The following is a 14646-nucleotide window of genomic DNA, read 5'->3' on the forward strand; positions in this document are numbered from 1 at the left end:
TGTTTTATTTAATTAAATCCCGGATCGCGTACAACAGTTCCAGTAAATGTGACACTATATTTTCCTAATCCTAATTCTTTAATAGAGGTTTGTTTTAAAATCCCGACCCAGCCATCCTCTGCATATACAATACTTTCTGGGATGTTTGATGTCGTATATGTTCTTGTTACCGAAACAGTTCGACTGGCCTGAACCGTTATTTCACTGTTTGTTTGCTCCTTTGCTTCCACTGGAGCAGTTGTGACTCCAGCACCCGTTAAGACAATTGCTCCAACCAAAACAGAAGACATGACCTTTTTCATAAAAAAATCCCTCCCTTTTTTGTTGAACGTATAAACTATACCATAATTTAGAACTTTTGTAAGTTTATTTTTTCATTTTTTTGAAAATTATGATATCATTGTCTTATGCTGGATAGAGTGTGTCACATACTTCTATGCATTTATCCTCATCTCATTCTAGTCAAACAATTGTAAACGGAGGTGATTTCATGAAAAAATGGCTCATCTGTTTTCAACTTGTTTTCCTCTTCACCTTGGCGATCACACCAATTGCTTCTGCAGCTAAATGTCCTACAGTAAAACCATGTGTCATTGATATTTAAGCATAAGAAAAGGCCGATCAAAAGTTATTCACTGATCGGCCTTTTTATTTATTTTTGCTCTGCTTCCCAGCGGGCAACCTCTTCTCTTACTTTAGGAGCCACTTCTTTTCCAAATAGCTCAATGGCTTTTAGCACTTGATCATGCGGCATTGAACCAACCGGTACATGCAGCATAAAACGAGTAATTCCTACATTTTTTCTAAGGTGGATGACTTTCTCTGCCACGGTATCTGGATCTCCTACATACAGCGCGCCTTCTAAAGTTCTCGCTGAATCAAACGTAGAACGAGTATAAGGCCCCCAGCCTCGCTCTCTCGCTAATGTGTTCATCACATGCTGTGTAGATGGGAAGAATTGATCTGCTGCCAGGTCTGTTTCTGCCGCAACAAATCCATGAGAATGTGATGCTACAGTTAATTTTTCAGGATCATGTCCAGCGTGCACTGCCGCTTGCTTGTACAGCTGAACGAGCGGTGCGAACTGTCTAGGACTTCCGCCAATGATTGCGAGTACAAGCGGTAACCCTAGTAATCCAGCACGTACGACCGATTCACGGTTTCCTCCACTGCCGATCCAGATTGGAAGCGGATCTTGAACAGGTCTTGGGTACACCCCAACATCCTGAATGGCTGGGCGATGCTTTCCGCTCCATGTGACACGCTCTGACTGCTGTAATTTCAGCAGCAAATCAAGCTTTTCTTCAAATAATTCTTCATAGTCGTCCAGGTCATAGCCAAAGAGAGGGAATGATTCAATAAATGAACCACGGCCTGCCATAATTTCTGCACGTCCGTTTGATAGTCCATCTAAGGTTGCAAAATCCTGAAATACACGAACAGGATCTGCTGATGAAAGGACTGTCACTGCACTTGTTAGACGAATATTTTTTGTTTGTGTTGCTGCAGCCGCTAAGACGACAGCTGGATTCGATGCGGCGAAATCCTCACGATGATGCTCACCTACGCCAAATACATCGAGACCGACTTGATCTGCTAAAATAATTTCTTCTACTACTTCTCGAATACGCTGTGCGTGACTGACTGTTTTTCCTGTCTGAAAATCAGGTGTTGTTTCGACAAATGTACTAATTCCTAGTTCCATGATTGGAACCCCCTATCTTATAAATATGTCACAAATTCAGAAACTGGCTTTCTGTAGCCTCTTGCTTGTCTGCTCTCTACTTTTTCTTTTCCGAGTGTAATCATTAACACAGGAACCAAATCTGATTGAATGTTTAATACCTTTTTCATTGCTTCGGGATCAAAACCGATCATCGGGCAAGTATCCCAGCCTTTATTTTTAGCGGCAAGCATAAACAGCATGGCAGATAAGGAAGCATTGCGGATCGCCTCTTCCTTCTGGAAATCTGCTCCTCTCTGCTCATAAAAACTCACGGTCTCTCTGACCATTTCTTCATATTGCTGCGTATTTAAAATGCCTAGCATTTTCAGGCCTTCATATATGTTCCCTGCGTGCTCATAAGCATTTGGATCTCCGAGTACGATGATCGCTGCTGAAGCAGAGTGCACTTTATATTGTCCAAATGCCGCTTCTCTTACTTGTTCTTTCAGCTCTTCTGTTTGAACGACAACATATTGTGTATGCTGTAAGTTAAAAGCAGATGGTGCCAGCTTGACCTCTTCAAATATGCTGTTAAGCTCTTGTCTCGAAATCGAGATATTTGGCAAAAAATTTGATGCGGATCGTCTTTCACGTACCAATGTATCAAAGCTGAGTGTCATCTTGTTTCCCCTTTTCGCGAAGTTGTTTTGCACCTAAACCGATTTTTTTTAGTAATTCAATGAGCTGTTCTTTTTCTTCTTTTTCAATAAAGGATAGATTTTGCGAAATAACATCTGTGTGTTTAGGGAAAATGTTGTCAAACAATTGCTTCCCTTTTTCCGTCAGCCGTACGTGGAATACCCGCTTATCTGAAGGCGCACATTGCCTTTTCACCAGTTCTTGTTTTTCTAGTTTGTTCACGACATATGTCATGCTTCCACTTGGGATTGACAGGATATCGCTAATTTTTTGAACAGGCTGAGGCCCTTTACTGTAGAGCAATTCAAGGATTTGAAAGTTTTCAAATCCGATATCATAACGTTCAATGTCTTTTTGGATATTTGTAAAAAGGGCTTGATAGGCTTTCATCCACACGCGGAATAGCCTTAAATCTAATTCATGTTCATGCTGCACCATGGCAACTACTCCTTTTTCAAGAAATCCTAAAACTAGGATAAATTCATCCTAACACTAGGATATTTTCTTGTCAACGAGTTTATGTCATAAAAAAAAAGACCACCTTGGTTCAGTGATCCTCTTCTTTTAAGATAAAATGCATTTCAGCAATTTGTTTATATTGTTGTACTTCCTGTAATGAGAACCTAGATTCCAAATCCGCTGGCGAAAATAGAGGAATTCCTCTTCCAATCATGACAGGTACGATTTGAAGAAAAAGCTCATCAACCAATCTTGCTTGTATGCAAGATTGAAGCAGTCCCCCGCCACCGACAATCCAAATATGCCGGCCTGTTTCATTCTTTAATTTTTTTACAAATGATAAGATATCTTCGCGAATGATATGCGTTCCTTCCAAACTCTCTTGTAACGTACGTGACATGATATAACATGTCTTTCCTTCATAGGGAAACTCATCTGGTGACAGCTGAAGAACTTGTTCATATGTATTGCGCCCCATGATCAGCGTATCGACTGACGCATAAAAGGTGTCATAGCTCGTTTCTTCTTCGCCCTCTGTCCCTATTAGCCAATCTAGCCGGTGATCCTCTCTCGCTAAATATCCATCGATACTCATCGCCCCATAAAAAAGCAGCTTCCTTTTCTCACTCAATCCCACCACTCCCTTACTTCAAATAAGAACATATATTCTATTTTATCAAAAAGGAAACACAAAGGCTACATAACTTTCTCCCTTTTTACGATTCCTGTTCCACCTTGACGAGAAGCTCGTATAATTTATGTGCGAGTTTGCCGGCATCAATGGTCATTTCTTCATGAATCCATTCCTCGAGTACACCCACGACACCAGACACGACAAAAGATGCCTCTATTTGCTCATTCTCTGTAATCGGCCGCTGATCAAGCTGCCACTCTTTCATGATTTTTTCTTTGAAAAATGCTTTGAATTGATTGGTCGTTGGGCCATTTGGTTTTACAAATAACGTCAACATATATTGATTCTCTTTCAAGTACTCAGTCGTTTTGTTTAAAAAGGAAAGCATATCAAGAGGGTCCTGACTTGGAAAGGTTTCATCATATAACCCCCCGAGCTGATCGAATAGTTCTTTCTCAAGCTGTTCATATAAATCAAACACATCTTGATAGTGCAAATAAAAGGTTCCCCTGCCTAAATCCGCTTTCCTTGATAGCTCTGATACCGTAATCTGCTGCACTTCCTTTTCCTTTAACAGCGCAAGAAAGCTTTCCCGAATGGCTCTTTTTGTTTTAATTGTTCGTCTGTCCTTCATGAAATCCCCTCCATTGTTGAACAATCAGGCGCCGAATGTCTATTTATGAACAGGATCTCGTTCATTGCCGATGTTCGATTGGTTTACTTCTTATTATAATCAACACATGTTCAATAATCTATATGTGTTCAATAAAGGAGGACTATCATATGTTTCATTTCAGACTTGCTAGAGAGGATGAACTGCCTCAAGTGGCAGAGTTGTTAGATGATTCGTTTCAGGACTATTCATTTTTTGACTTATTATGTGAAAAAGTCTCAAAGCGGTCTGCTTTCGCCCGTCAACTGCATTTGGTCAATACAAAAGTGTATTTTCAGCATCAAATCTGTTTTGTTGGGGTTGAGAACGAGAAAGTGGTGTCTGCTGCCCTTTTAAAGCATCCGCGTCTTCCTGAACCAGGCTTCATGGATTATGTGTTATCAGGTGGGTTGAAGCTGCTCTTCACTGGCGGTATATCGGCGATTCAGCATGTGTTCCGTGTTTTAAAGGAGGCGAAAAAAGCGTGTTCTTCCTTAAAGCAGCCTTACTGGTATTTAGAAGCACTTGTCGTGGCAAAAGACGAGCAAGGAAAAAAACTCGGAAGCCGCATGTTAAAGCAAGGTCTTTTCCCCTTTATCGCCCGGCAAGGCGGCGGACTGTTCACACTGATTACACACAATGAGGCCAATCGTCAGTTCTACCGAAAAAATGGCTGGATGGAGTTTGATGAAAGGGTATTGCGCGGAAAGGACATGTCCTTGAAAAGCTGGAGCTATAAAACCGTGATTAAATAAGGTATCCCCTTCAGGTGATGATATAATAGAGTCAGTTCAATCAACGATCATACTTGGAGGAGAGACTGATGATACGACGACTTGATCATATCGTGTTGACTGTACAACATATGGAGGACACCATTCGCTTTTATACAAACGTATTAGGGATGAAGGAAGAAACTTTTGGTGAAGGCCGTAAAGCGCTTCGTTTTGGTTTACAGAAGATCAACCTTCATGAAGCTGGTCATGAATTTGAGCCAAAAGCGGCTCATCCTCTTCCTGGATCTCATGATTTGTGCTTTATCACCGATTTAGACATGGACAGTTTGCTGCTGCACCTCCGGAAGCAAGTAGTCCCCATTGAAGAGGGGCCGGTCAGACGCACCGGTACATTAGGTCCAATTGAATCTGTTTATATTCGTGATCCTGATCTGAATTTAATTGAAATCTCTCGATATATAGAGGAGGGTGATCCGTCATGACTCGTATATTTTTGAGACCGATTGAAGAGCAAGATTATCCTGGTATTCAAAGAGGATGCCAGCATGCAGAAACACTTCATATGACTGGCACACGCAAAACGTTCACACTAGAAGAAATTCGCTCCGCCTATACCCGCTTTTTGCAAGATGACAGCAGACGAGATTTCGCCATTTGTCTGCTAGACACGAAAGAGATGATTGGGGATGCGGCAATTGTGGACATTGATCCAATCAATCATACGGCAAGCTTCCGCATTGCGCTTCACGGGCCGGAGCATTTTCAAAAAGGCTATGGCACTGAAGCTGTTCGGATGGTTCAAGCATTTGCCTTTAACACATTAGAACTCAACCGTCTTGAGCTCGAAGTCTTTTCCCACAATCCAAGGGCCTTTCGAAGCTATGAGAAAGCCGGATTTCAATATGAAGGAAAAAGACGCCAAGCGCTCTATTTCAACGGTACATACTCAGATGTCATCATCATGGGCATCCTTCGTGAAGAATATAACCACATGATGAATACAGATGCTCCCGCTTAAGAAGGGTCATCTTTTTTTAAAAATTGAATCCCAGTGACGATAATCAAACAAATGATGGAAGAGAGAACGATAGAGACGCTTGATAGACTAAGCGCCATGCCTTCCCATCTGCCAATAAAGAAACTGACAATCAATAAAACCAAACCAAATAAAATCAAGCATATAGGGACAATGAATCCCGCATGGCGCTGCCGGCGTCTTTTCCCTGCCCACCATGAGAGACACAGAACAACGATTGTAAAAAAGGCGGTTTGCAGCCAGAACATGTATGTCAACTCCTATTCTCTTTTTTGATCCCATAACAATGGAGGTACTTCAAATGAACATTAGACCAATTGAGCAAAAAGACAATCCGTATATCGCAGCGATTATCCGCCAGTCACTAGAATCAGCGAATTTGGCGATTGAAGGAACTGCCTATACTGATCCCCAACTTGACCAGCTTTTCGAATACTATCAATCATTGACTCATGCAGCCTATTGGATTGCTGAAGAGCAGGGTGAGATTGTTGGTGGTGTAGGGATTGCTCCATTTACAAATGGCGTATGTGAATTACAAAAGCTCTATTTAAGTCCAAAAGCACAAGGAAAAGGTGCGGGCAAAAAACTGATGGATACGGCGCTGGAATATGCCTCTACATACTACGAAGCGTGTTATTTAGAAACCCGCCGGGAATTAACAGCGGCTACAGGCCTTTATCAGCGATATGGCTTTTCTCTTCTTTCAGAACCGCTTGAAGGCTCCGAGCATTCTGCAATGGATGCTTGGTATCTCAAGACCTTCTCATCATGAGTCATAAAACAATCGATAGGTTTTGATCCTCTGAAAGCCTAACTTCTCTGCCAGTTTGATTGAAGCTAGGTGATGGACATCGCAATCCCAATGCGGTGTCCTCTTTTTTTCAAGACAGATGCTGATCATATGCTGAGCTGCCAGCAGTGCCAAACCTTTTCCTCGATAAGTCTCATCTGTCCAAATATCTATCTCCGCACGATCCTTACTTGAAAAAATAGAGACGCATTCACTTACCACGTTCTCTCTATCTAAAATGGCAATCCCGATTCCCTTTGATAGAAAGCAAGCAGTTTCTCCTCAATAGGCTTCATAATAGCTAGGAGGAAAAGCCCTGCTTGCAGTCATCACCTGCTCATTTGTCCGCTCTACTCTATAACCTGGATGAGGCGAAGTGACATGAGAATGTGCCTGTGGATAAACGTACGCATGTCTTTCCATCTCATTCAGATGTGACCCAAGGCATTTTTTCAACAACGCATCTGTTAATGGATTTGCTGAAAATATGGTAAATCGGCCGTTTTGTCTTTTCTGCCTTTCGTACACATCCACAATGAAGGCTGAGCAGCGTAACAGCTCCGCTTCACTTCTTCCTGCAACATAATAAATGCCGCATGAAGCTTCGAGAAAATAAACAAGCGGATGCACTTCATCATCTACATAAAGATGTCCTTGTATGAGGCCATCCATGACCGCATCTACAAACACTGGATATGCCGGATCAATCTGTCTAATTCCTTTTTTCATTAATGGTGCCTTTTGCTGCCTCAATAGATGCACGATGCTCCCCCCTATCCTTCCATTATAAAGAAAAAGCAGCTGACATAGAGAATTCTTTGCCAAAAAAGGGATTTTGCATCAAAGGCGCCATTTAAAAAAAGAGACCTCATTTAAAAGGTCTCTTATACTCTGGATGATATTATTCTGCTGATGCTTCTTCTGTCACCTTCCCCTTCCAAATCAGGGTTAAGCCTAATCCAAGAAATAAGACAACACCTGCGAATAAAAATGGGAAATGAATATTTTGATCGAATAAAATGCCGCCAAGTGCCGGTCCGAAAATCGTACCTAGGCTTGTGTAGGTAGAGTTCATCCCTGCTACAAATCCTTGCTGGTTGCCAGCGATTTTGGATAAGAAGGTCGTTAATGCTGGACGCAATAAATCAAACGCAAGGAAAATGACACATGTGACAATCAAGACAACCAAAAAGCCTGAAACAACGGTTGAAACGAAAGCAAGGACAGCCCCGATAATCAGACATAGCTGAATGACTCTTTTTTCTCCTAGGGCATTTACCAGTTTACCAAACACAAGTACTTGGATGATGACTGCCACAATCGAGCTGACGGTAATGATCACGGCAATATCTTTTGGACCAAATCCAAACTTATGATTTGTGAACAAGCTAAAGACTGTTTCATATGCAGATAGTCCAAATGCGAGGACAAACACAATGATAAAGGCGATGAGGTAGCTTGGATGAATTGATTTTTTCAAATCTTTAAAGAAAGTCGATTCTTTCACTTCATTCATTTGCTTCTCTCGCTCTTCTTTTGTTAAAGGCTCCTTCAACATAAACATAGACGAAATGACAGCAATAAACGCAATCCCTGCCGCAAAGAAGAATGGCAGGCGTACGCCGTATTCTGCGATAAATCCGCCAATTCCCGGGCCAATGATAAAGCCGGTACTAATGGCCGCAGAGACATAGCCCATCGCCTTTGATCTTTCTTGAACGGTCGTAATATCTGCGACATACGCCGTGACAGCCGGCATAATAAATGCCGCACTAATACCGCCTAGAAGCCTTGCAAAATACAGAACATACACGTGTGTACCAAGACCAAAAACAAGTTCTGATAACGCGAATAGAAACAGCCCAGACACAATCATAATCTTTCTTCCGTAGCGGTCTACCCATCTCCCTGCAATAGGTGATGCGATGAGCTGAGCAACGGCAAACGCCGCCACAAGGTATCCCATCGTACTCCCTGTTAGATGCATGACATTCATGAATAACGGCATGACAGGAATAATGAGACCGATGCCTAAAAACGCAATAAATATATTACTTAATAAAATCACGAGTACTGCTTTTTGCTCACGAATCGGTTTTTGCATGATGTTTGTTTCCCCTTTACTGACTCACTTGTTACTCATGATGGTTGATTCCGTGAATAAACAATGAGATCGCCTCTTTTTGCAACTCTTTCTTCTGCTCCATGGTGTCATTTTTATATAACACGTCTAATCCATAAAAAACGGAAAGTAATAGTTTCACTTTTGACTCCACATGCTGGATCGACCAGCTGCCATCTTTGTTTCCTTCAAGTAAGATATCTCTCATCACATCATCAAAATCGACATCAATCTTGTTCAGCCGCTCCATGACTTCGTCTGATGTAAAAGCACTGGCACAAAATTCCTCACTCGCTCTCATTAATGGGTAGTTAATGCCCATTTGACTGAGCATCTCTGCAAATGCAGCGAGCTTATCGACAGCCCGGTGCTGTGTTTTCTTCTCCTCATGCCACGTTTCCATCATCAAACGATGATCCTCTTCCATAATATGAAGAAACAAAAACTCTTTTCCTTTGAAATGATGATAGAGATTGCCTTTACTCACCTCAGCAGCCTCTAAAATATCGCGTACGGATGTTTCTGAATATCCTTTTTTCGCAAATAAATCACGAGAAGCGGTGACGATTTTTTGCTTCGTCTTCTCACTCTTTCCAGCCCCGCTTTGTGTACTTGTCATGTGTCACAATCCCTTTCTACCCTGCATTTCTTAATGCGGACAAAATAATACCGACCAGTTGGTTTATTTTTTTATTATAAATGGATTTTCCTCATAATACAATGAAAAAGGCATTGGACTTCATAAGGAGTGATTCATATGAAAACTAACAGAACAGTCATTTGTGCTATCACCAAAAAGGACTTATACGTATTTTTCTTCTGCGACCTTTTCATGGCGACTTTGGCGTACTACGTGTTCAAATTCAAGCCAACGACATTTTATGAATGTGCGGGAATCATGGGAAGTATTCTTTGTCCCTTTTTGATGAAAAAGTGGATATACCGGTGATCTCCCTTTCAAGTATATCCGTCATTCATTTAACTTTTCTTTATATTTAACTTCACTTAAATATAAAGATTGCCTATAATAGAAGAGAGGTGATGTCATTGGATGAGGAAATCATTCATTACGGTAAAAAGATCATTGAATACTCGAATGCACTAGGCTCAATTTATGTAGAAGAGTATCAACGATTTTTAAAACATGAGTATGCAGATTTATCAGCCAAACAAGAGCTGACACTTGAACTATTGCGCACGAAAACGAGAACAATTAATGAATTAGCTGATTACTTTTCGATTTCTGCGAGCGCAGCTAGCCAGCTTGTATCAAAGCTAGAGCAGCTCGGCTATGTCAAACGAGAAATTAATCCACATAACCGAAGAGAAATCATTGTTGATTTTGCTCAAAAGGGCCATGACTATCACAAGAATACGGAAGACATTCAACTGCACCTTATACAAAAATACTATGCAAAGCTTCCAAAAGAAGATTTAAAAACATTACTATCTCTATACGAAAAAATCTATCAGATTGCGAAAGAAGCGCCTTAATACGGTGTTTCTCTCATCGACATTTAAGCTAGATAAACTATTAAGGGGATGAAAATATGAAAAGCGTTCATTTACAAGATGGCCGTCACATCGGTTTGACTCAATACGGTGATCTTGAGGGGTTTCCAGTATTCTTTTTTCATGGGACACCTGGATCAAGAGTGATGTTTTTAGATGATGATCCAATCTCTCAAGAACTCGGCATTCGTCTCATCTGTTTGGATCGACCTGGATTTGGTTTATCTACCCCTCTACCTGACCGTACAATTTTAGACTGGGCAAAAGACGTGCTGGAAGTGGCAGATGATCTTGGCATTCAACAATTTTCAGTGATGGGTGTATCTGGAGGCGGCGCATTCGCTGCTGGTTGTGCCTATCAATTGCCGGATCGCGTCCTTTCAGCTGCACTGATCTCAAGTACAACCCCTTTTCAGAACGGGAAACCGCCTAAAAGTATGCTGAAAGAAAATAAATTGGCTTTTTTCCTTAGTAAGAAGTTTCCTTGGCTATTGAAAGCAAGCTATCGTTCCCAGAAGAAAATGATTGAGAACAAACCAGAGAAATTTAAGAAGCTGGCCAAAAACGGGAACAAGCATTTACATCCGTGGGATCGGCAATTCCTTCAAACCGATGAGCAGTTAGAAATGATGATGACACATTTACACGAAGCGACTCGTCAATCGGTAGATGAATGTATTCGTGAACCCATTTTACTCTCGAAACCATGGGCATTCGATATGAAAGATATTCAAATTCCTGTTGATGTCTGGCATGGAAAAGAAGATACAATGGCTCCATTTGTAGAAATAGAAAAAATAGCTCGGGCGATTCCAAACGTCAAAACCTATTATATAGATCAAGCAGGGCACTTTCTTACTGATGTAGACGATATTTGGCGAGATATTTTACTCTCTTTAAAGGAGCGTTCTGAACATCAGGAACATGCATAAAAAAAAGACCCGATATTACTTGGGTCTTTTTCTTCATTAATACTGTTCATAATACTTCTGCACTTTATTTGGATCTTTTGTCTTCGTAAGTGCCAGCATGAGCAGAATGCGTGCTTTTTGCGGATTTAATGAATCAGACGACACAAAGTGATGTTCATCATCCGTTTTTTCGTGGGTGACAATTCCATTACCCGTTCGGCTTGATCGCACGAGAACCACATCTTTTTTCACTGCATCTGCTGCTCCTTTGATGGCTTCTGTTGACATCGTTCCATTTCCTGCTGCGGCTACAACAATCCCTTTCGCTCCTGCTTTCACTGCGGCATCATACATATATTTTTGATCATTTTGATAGCCGTATAAAATATCGACTTGCGGCAATTCTTTTATCTTCGATACATCAAAATCGCTTTCAGTTGTATGTTTTCTTGTCGGTTCGTTATAAAAGGACACCACTTCACCAGTAACTACTCCGATATATCCTTGCTCAAGTGACTTGAAGGCATCGGTTGTGGTCGTGTTTGTTTTCGTAATAAATCGAGCTGATGCAATTCGGTCATTTAATGTGACCATGACCCCTTTGCCCTTTGCTTCTTTCGTGGATGCAATTTTCACCGCATGATACAAGTTAAGCGGACCATCTGCACTGATAGCCGACGCTGGTCTCATTGAGCCAACGACCACAACAGGCTTATCACTTTTGACAACCAAATGTAAAAAGTAAGCTGTTTCTTCAAGTGTATCTGTTCCATGCGTGATGACAATGCCATCCACTTGATCATCTTTTAATAGCTCATTCACTCGTTTGGCTAATTTTAAAAGAAGAGCGTCATCAACATTTTCACTTCCAACATTCGCTACCTGCTCACCAGTGACATTTGCAATATCCTTCAGCTGCGGAACTGAAGCAATGACTTTATCAATGCCAAGTGCACCAGATTTATAGCCTGTCGTATCTGTATCACTATCTGAACTGCCAGCAATCGTCCCGCCTGTGGCTAATACCTTAATATTTGATAAGGACTTATTCCCTGTTTCAATCGCATTGTTTTTCTCTTTTGTTTCATTAGATACGTTTTCTTTTTCGCTTTGAGTATTCTCTTGAGTGCCTGTGTTCGCACAGGCTGCTGTCACTAGTAATAAAACAGAAAGAAGGACAGCACCTAACCATTTTGTCATGTTCATTGGATCATCTCTTTTCCTCATTTGATGGATTTCATGGCTAAATCTCTTTCTATAGGCTTTACTTTATACCATACCTTCATTCATCAGCATGAGGCTAAAGATACTGAACCAATTTAAGGTAAAAAGAGCATTATATTATAGATTTATTCAATTCTTTATACCTAAATTTGCTGTAATTAAGTTGAGTATTGAAGGTGGCGTATTTTAAAAATAACCGATGCTTGATAATGAATTTATGATAAAATATAGTAAATTTTACAAAAAAGGAGTATACATTTTGCATTCGCTTCAACCCTTTTACAAAATCCTAATCACACTATTCATCAGCTCTATTTTACTCGGCTTGTTTGTCTGCTTATTTCCACCTATTCAAGCTGAACCTGCGTTTCTGATATTTTACATTCCTATCTTTTTTGTTTATTATTTCGTCTTTGCAGTTCCTTTGCAGTTATTGTTTTCTTTGCAGCCAAAGGCTTTTCATCTACTTTATTTAGCTGCTTATTTATTGATTGCAATGATTGTCATGCTCTTTTTCATTGATGGTATTGGGAGCCAGGCGTCTTTACCCATCATCATCATGAGCAGTCTTATCTACTGGACTTGTGATTCTTTGTTTTATCAAAGAATGCATGAAAAAAACACCTAACGCTAAGGTGTTTTTTTCATTAGTTTCTTTAAAGCATTTTTCTCATCAAATAATCGGTATCCATTTTGAGCGATCTTCCTAGGACGTACAAAATCCTCTTCTGTATAGTGGCGAAGGGCAAATTTTGTGTTGCTTAATAGCCTTCACTTGTACATTCCTCCTATGCTTCACCACACAATCAATCATGCCATAAAAAAATCACTGAGGATATCTAACTCAGTGATGGAATCTTTATTTCATAACTGTACCAGCGTGTGAAAGGATTGGATCTTTCAATTCAAATTCGAATGTCTTTCCGTCCACAATACCGACTGTTTTTTCACTGTCATAAAGCTCAAGCATACAAGCTGCCATTTCTTTTGATGTATGATATTTCTTGAAATTGCCTTCATATTCAAATTCGTCTACATCCAATGAACGCTTTGCAAATTCTGATTCTGTCGCGGATGGCGCTAATACTTTTGCCTGTAATTTGGCTCCTTTTCCTTTCAACTCTAGGGCCAGCCCTTCTGTAAAGGCGCTCACGTAAAACTTCGTTGCTGAATAGGTGACAGCATTGCCGACGACTGTATAGCCTGCTCGTGAAGAAATGTTAATCAGCTGCGCTCCCTCTACTTGCTCATAATCATGAACAAATAAGGTGGATAGAATCGTTAATGCTTCGATATTCAGATGAAGCATGTCCCCAATTTTACTTAAATCTTGTTCTCCTATAGAGCCAAAGTGACCAAACCCTGCATTATTTATAAACGTATCCAGCTCATAATCTGATAATGATTCATAAAATGAATACACTTGCTCTATGTTTGTTAAATCGACTGACTGTATGACTACTTTGATATCGGGATATTGATCATGAATCTTTTTCTTCAATTCTTGGAGTTTATCGAGCCGGCGTGCAGCTAATATAAGATTTTCCCCTCGTGCTGCAAAGGCAAGAGCCGCCTCATATCCAATACCTGAGCTTGCTCCTGTAATGACTGTATAGCCCATTTTATATCCCCCTATTCGTGTCTTCTTACTGGTTAAATTATAACGACAGCGTTTCGCTCAAGTCAATTTTGAAGAGAGTCAAAGGGCATCATGTCTAACTTAGTACAGCTCCTCAGTCAATTCCTTTGGAATCATTTTGGAGGATGTCATGTTGAGATTTTTTTGTTAATTTTTGAAAAACCAATTGGTAGGAATGTTCGATTAGCTCCTCTACAAATGAGGATGGAATGTCTGCATCAAGGTAAATGGAATTCCAATGAGTCTTATTCATATAGTAGCCAGGGATAATTCCTTCATGCATCTCTCTTAGTTCTTCAGCACGATGAGGATCACATTTTAACGTGATGACAGGCTTTCGATTAGCATCTCCCCCCATCATAGCAAACATCTTTCCGCCAATATGATAACGATCTGCCTGCCACTCAGGTTGATAATCATGAATTGTTCCTTTTAAAGAAAGACAAAATGCCTGTAGCTGTTCTTTTTTCATTTCATTCGCTCCTTTTTTAAGAGGTTATCTATTCTTTCTATTATATCGACAACGAGAAAAGATATCTGATCCTTTTTACATTCACTTTTC

At 40.5% G+C, this 14646-nt stretch carries 19 protein-coding genes and 1 pseudogene; 7 read left to right on the forward strand and 13 right to left on the reverse strand.

Annotated elements, in window-relative coordinates; genetic code table 11:
- Positions 1 to 8: 8 nt before the first annotated feature.
- From MHI60_RS04555 to MHI60_RS04580, 6 genes are all read right to left on the reverse strand, one after another.
- Positions 9 to 302: a hypothetical protein gene (locus MHI60_RS04555; RefSeq protein WP_095407840.1), complete on the reverse strand. Its 294-nt coding sequence runs from the start codon at positions 300 to 302 to the stop codon at positions 9 to 11.
- A 350-nt stretch (positions 303 to 652) separates the two neighbouring features.
- Positions 653 to 1705 (reverse strand): LLM class flavin-dependent oxidoreductase, encoded by a 1053-nt coding sequence (locus tag MHI60_RS04560; protein WP_095407839.1) that lies wholly within the window; start codon positions 1703 to 1705, stop codon positions 653 to 655.
- Between the two features lie 17 nt (positions 1706 to 1722).
- The gene (locus MHI60_RS04565) at positions 1723 to 2346 is read right to left on the reverse strand and encodes a nitroreductase family protein (protein ID WP_095407838.1); all 624 of its coding nucleotides are present in this window, start codon (positions 2344 to 2346) and stop codon (positions 1723 to 1725) included.
- On the reverse strand, positions 2330 to 2803 hold the full coding sequence (locus tag MHI60_RS04570) for a MarR family transcriptional regulator (protein WP_144486196.1): 474 nt from the start codon (positions 2801 to 2803) through the stop codon (positions 2330 to 2332). The genes MHI60_RS04565 and MHI60_RS04570 overlap by 17 nt, the downstream gene beginning before the upstream one ends.
- 109 nt (positions 2804 to 2912) lie before the next feature.
- Complete coding sequence (locus MHI60_RS04575; protein ID WP_111289882.1) at positions 2913 to 3455, reverse strand: dihydrofolate reductase family protein; 543 nt, start codon at positions 3453 to 3455, stop codon at positions 2913 to 2915.
- Positions 3456 to 3540: 85 nt separating this feature from the next.
- A complete protein-coding gene (locus tag MHI60_RS04580) occupies positions 3541 to 4092 on the reverse strand; it encodes a TetR/AcrR family transcriptional regulator (protein WP_095407835.1) in 552 nt (183 codons plus the stop codon).
- Positions 4093 to 4241: 149 nt separating this feature from the next.
- Between MHI60_RS04580 and MHI60_RS04585 the strand changes: the two genes are divergently transcribed.
- From MHI60_RS04585 to MHI60_RS04595, 3 genes are all read left to right on the forward strand, one after another.
- Complete coding sequence (locus MHI60_RS04585; RefSeq protein WP_095407834.1) at positions 4242 to 4865, forward strand: GNAT family N-acetyltransferase; 624 nt, start codon at positions 4242 to 4244, stop codon at positions 4863 to 4865.
- Between the two features lie 68 nt (positions 4866 to 4933).
- Positions 4934 to 5329, forward strand: coding sequence for a VOC family protein (locus MHI60_RS04590; protein WP_024425420.1), 396 nt, complete (start codon positions 4934 to 4936; stop codon positions 5327 to 5329).
- The gene (locus MHI60_RS04595) at positions 5326 to 5865 is read left to right on the forward strand and encodes a GNAT family protein (protein WP_095407833.1); all 540 of its coding nucleotides are present in this window, start codon (positions 5326 to 5328) and stop codon (positions 5863 to 5865) included. Before MHI60_RS04590 ends, MHI60_RS04595 begins: the two co-directional genes overlap by 4 nt.
- On the opposite strand, the gene MHI60_RS04600 is transcribed toward MHI60_RS04595, so the two are convergent.
- Positions 5862 to 6131 carry a YesK-like family protein gene (locus MHI60_RS04600; RefSeq protein ID WP_095407832.1) on the reverse strand — a complete coding sequence of 90 codons (270 nt, stop codon included), beginning with the start codon at positions 6129 to 6131 and terminating at the stop codon, positions 5862 to 5864. The genes MHI60_RS04595 and MHI60_RS04600 overlap by 4 nt on opposite strands.
- A gap of 53 nt (positions 6132 to 6184) precedes the next feature.
- On the opposite strand from MHI60_RS04600, the gene MHI60_RS04605 reads away from it, so the two are divergent.
- Positions 6185 to 6658 (forward strand): GNAT family N-acetyltransferase, encoded by a 474-nt coding sequence (locus MHI60_RS04605; RefSeq protein ID WP_095407831.1) that lies wholly within the window; start codon positions 6185 to 6187, stop codon positions 6656 to 6658.
- On the opposite strand, the pseudogene MHI60_RS04610 reads toward MHI60_RS04605, so the two are convergent.
- The 3 genes and pseudogenes from MHI60_RS04610 to MHI60_RS04620 form a co-directional block, all read right to left on the reverse strand.
- A pseudogene (locus MHI60_RS04610) lies at positions 6653 to 7405 on the reverse strand (GNAT family N-acetyltransferase). The gene MHI60_RS04605 and the pseudogene MHI60_RS04610 sit on opposite strands and share 6 nt — an antisense overlap.
- Before the next feature lie 172 nt (positions 7406 to 7577).
- Positions 7578 to 8780 (reverse strand): MFS transporter, encoded by a 1203-nt coding sequence (locus tag MHI60_RS04615; RefSeq protein ID WP_024425416.1) that lies wholly within the window; start codon positions 8778 to 8780, stop codon positions 7578 to 7580.
- A 31-nt stretch (positions 8781 to 8811) separates the two neighbouring features.
- Positions 8812 to 9417 (reverse strand): TetR/AcrR family transcriptional regulator, encoded by a 606-nt coding sequence (locus tag MHI60_RS04620; protein WP_095407829.1) that lies wholly within the window; start codon positions 9415 to 9417, stop codon positions 8812 to 8814.
- Positions 9418 to 9839: 422 nt separating this feature from the next.
- Here MHI60_RS04620 and MHI60_RS04625 point away from each other — a divergent pair, with 422 nt between their 5' ends.
- Positions 9840 to 10292 carry a helix-turn-helix domain-containing protein gene (locus MHI60_RS04625; RefSeq protein ID WP_034284102.1) on the forward strand — a complete coding sequence of 151 codons (453 nt, stop codon included), beginning with the start codon at positions 9840 to 9842 and terminating at the stop codon, positions 10290 to 10292.
- Between the two features lie 56 nt (positions 10293 to 10348).
- Complete coding sequence (locus tag MHI60_RS04630; protein ID WP_095407828.1) at positions 10349 to 11242, forward strand: alpha/beta hydrolase; 894 nt, start codon at positions 10349 to 10351, stop codon at positions 11240 to 11242.
- 36 nt (positions 11243 to 11278) lie between these two features.
- Here MHI60_RS04630 and MHI60_RS04635 read toward each other — a convergent pair whose 3' ends face one another.
- Positions 11279 to 12427, reverse strand: a complete 1149-nt coding sequence (locus MHI60_RS04635) for a type II asparaginase (protein WP_144486194.1) — start codon at positions 12425 to 12427, stop codon at positions 11279 to 11281.
- A gap of 277 nt (positions 12428 to 12704) precedes the next feature.
- Between MHI60_RS04635 and MHI60_RS04640 the strand changes: the two genes are divergently transcribed.
- On the forward strand, positions 12705 to 13073 hold the full coding sequence (locus MHI60_RS04640; protein WP_144486192.1) for a hypothetical protein: 369 nt from the start codon (positions 12705 to 12707) through the stop codon (positions 13071 to 13073).
- A 231-nt stretch (positions 13074 to 13304) separates the two neighbouring features.
- Here the strand turns inward: MHI60_RS04640 and MHI60_RS04645 are convergent, their stop codons facing one another.
- Positions 13305 to 14066, reverse strand: coding sequence for an SDR family NAD(P)-dependent oxidoreductase (locus MHI60_RS04645; RefSeq protein WP_095407823.1), 762 nt, complete (start codon positions 14064 to 14066; stop codon positions 13305 to 13307).
- A gap of 112 nt (positions 14067 to 14178) precedes the next feature.
- Positions 14179 to 14556, reverse strand: a complete 378-nt coding sequence (locus MHI60_RS04650) for an MmcQ/YjbR family DNA-binding protein (RefSeq protein WP_144486191.1) — start codon at positions 14554 to 14556, stop codon at positions 14179 to 14181.
- Between the last annotated feature and the right edge of the window lie 90 nt (positions 14557 to 14646).

It is taken from the genome of Bacillus sp. FSL K6-3200, assembly GCF_038630485.1.
Lineage (GTDB): Bacteria > Bacillota > Bacilli > Bacillales > Bacillaceae > Bacillus > Bacillus safensis.

Excerpts from the sequence above, each read along its gene's own strand:
- MHI60_RS04555 (WP_095407840.1), bottom strand. The coding sequence starts at position 302 with ATGAAAAAGGTCATGTCTTCTGTTTTGGTTGGAGCAATTGTCTTAACG.
- MHI60_RS04605 (WP_095407831.1), top strand. The coding sequence starts at position 6,185 with ATGAACATTAGACCAATTGAGCAAAAAGACAATCCGTATATCGCAGCG.
- MHI60_RS04615 (WP_024425416.1), bottom strand. The coding sequence starts at position 8,780 with ATGCAAAAACCGATTCGTGAGCAAAAAGCAGTACTCGTGATTTTATTA.
- MHI60_RS04645 (WP_095407823.1), bottom strand. The coding sequence starts at position 14,066 with ATGGGCTATACAGTCATTACAGGAGCAAGCTCAGGTATTGGATATGAG.
- MHI60_RS04650 (WP_144486191.1), bottom strand. The coding sequence starts at position 14,556 with ATGAAAAAAGAACAGCTACAGGCATTTTGTCTTTCTTTAAAAGGAACA.
- MHI60_RS04570 (WP_144486196.1), bottom strand. The coding sequence starts at position 2,803 with ATGGTGCAGCATGAACATGAATTAGATTTAAGGCTATTCCGCGTGTGG.
- MHI60_RS04580 (WP_095407835.1), bottom strand. The coding sequence starts at position 4,092 with ATGAAGGACAGACGAACAATTAAAACAAAAAGAGCCATTCGGGAAAGC.
- MHI60_RS04565 (WP_095407838.1), bottom strand. The coding sequence starts at position 2,346 with ATGACACTCAGCTTTGATACATTGGTACGTGAAAGACGATCCGCATCA.
- MHI60_RS04600 (WP_095407832.1), bottom strand. The coding sequence starts at position 6,131 with ATGTTCTGGCTGCAAACCGCCTTTTTTACAATCGTTGTTCTGTGTCTC.
- MHI60_RS04595 (WP_095407833.1), top strand. The coding sequence starts at position 5,326 with ATGACTCGTATATTTTTGAGACCGATTGAAGAGCAAGATTATCCTGGT.
- MHI60_RS04560 (WP_095407839.1), bottom strand. The coding sequence starts at position 1,705 with ATGGAACTAGGAATTAGTACATTTGTCGAAACAACACCTGATTTTCAG.
- MHI60_RS04630 (WP_095407828.1), top strand. The coding sequence starts at position 10,349 with ATGAAAAGCGTTCATTTACAAGATGGCCGTCACATCGGTTTGACTCAA.
- MHI60_RS04590 (WP_024425420.1), top strand. The coding sequence starts at position 4,934 with ATGATACGACGACTTGATCATATCGTGTTGACTGTACAACATATGGAG.
- MHI60_RS04635 (WP_144486194.1), bottom strand. The coding sequence starts at position 12,427 with ATGAACATGACAAAATGGTTAGGTGCTGTCCTTCTTTCTGTTTTATTA.
- MHI60_RS04585 (WP_095407834.1), top strand. The coding sequence starts at position 4,242 with ATGTTTCATTTCAGACTTGCTAGAGAGGATGAACTGCCTCAAGTGGCA.
- MHI60_RS04625 (WP_034284102.1), top strand. The coding sequence starts at position 9,840 with ATGTCATTGGATGAGGAAATCATTCATTACGGTAAAAAGATCATTGAA.
- MHI60_RS04620 (WP_095407829.1), bottom strand. The coding sequence starts at position 9,417 with ATGACAAGTACACAAAGCGGGGCTGGAAAGAGTGAGAAGACGAAGCAA.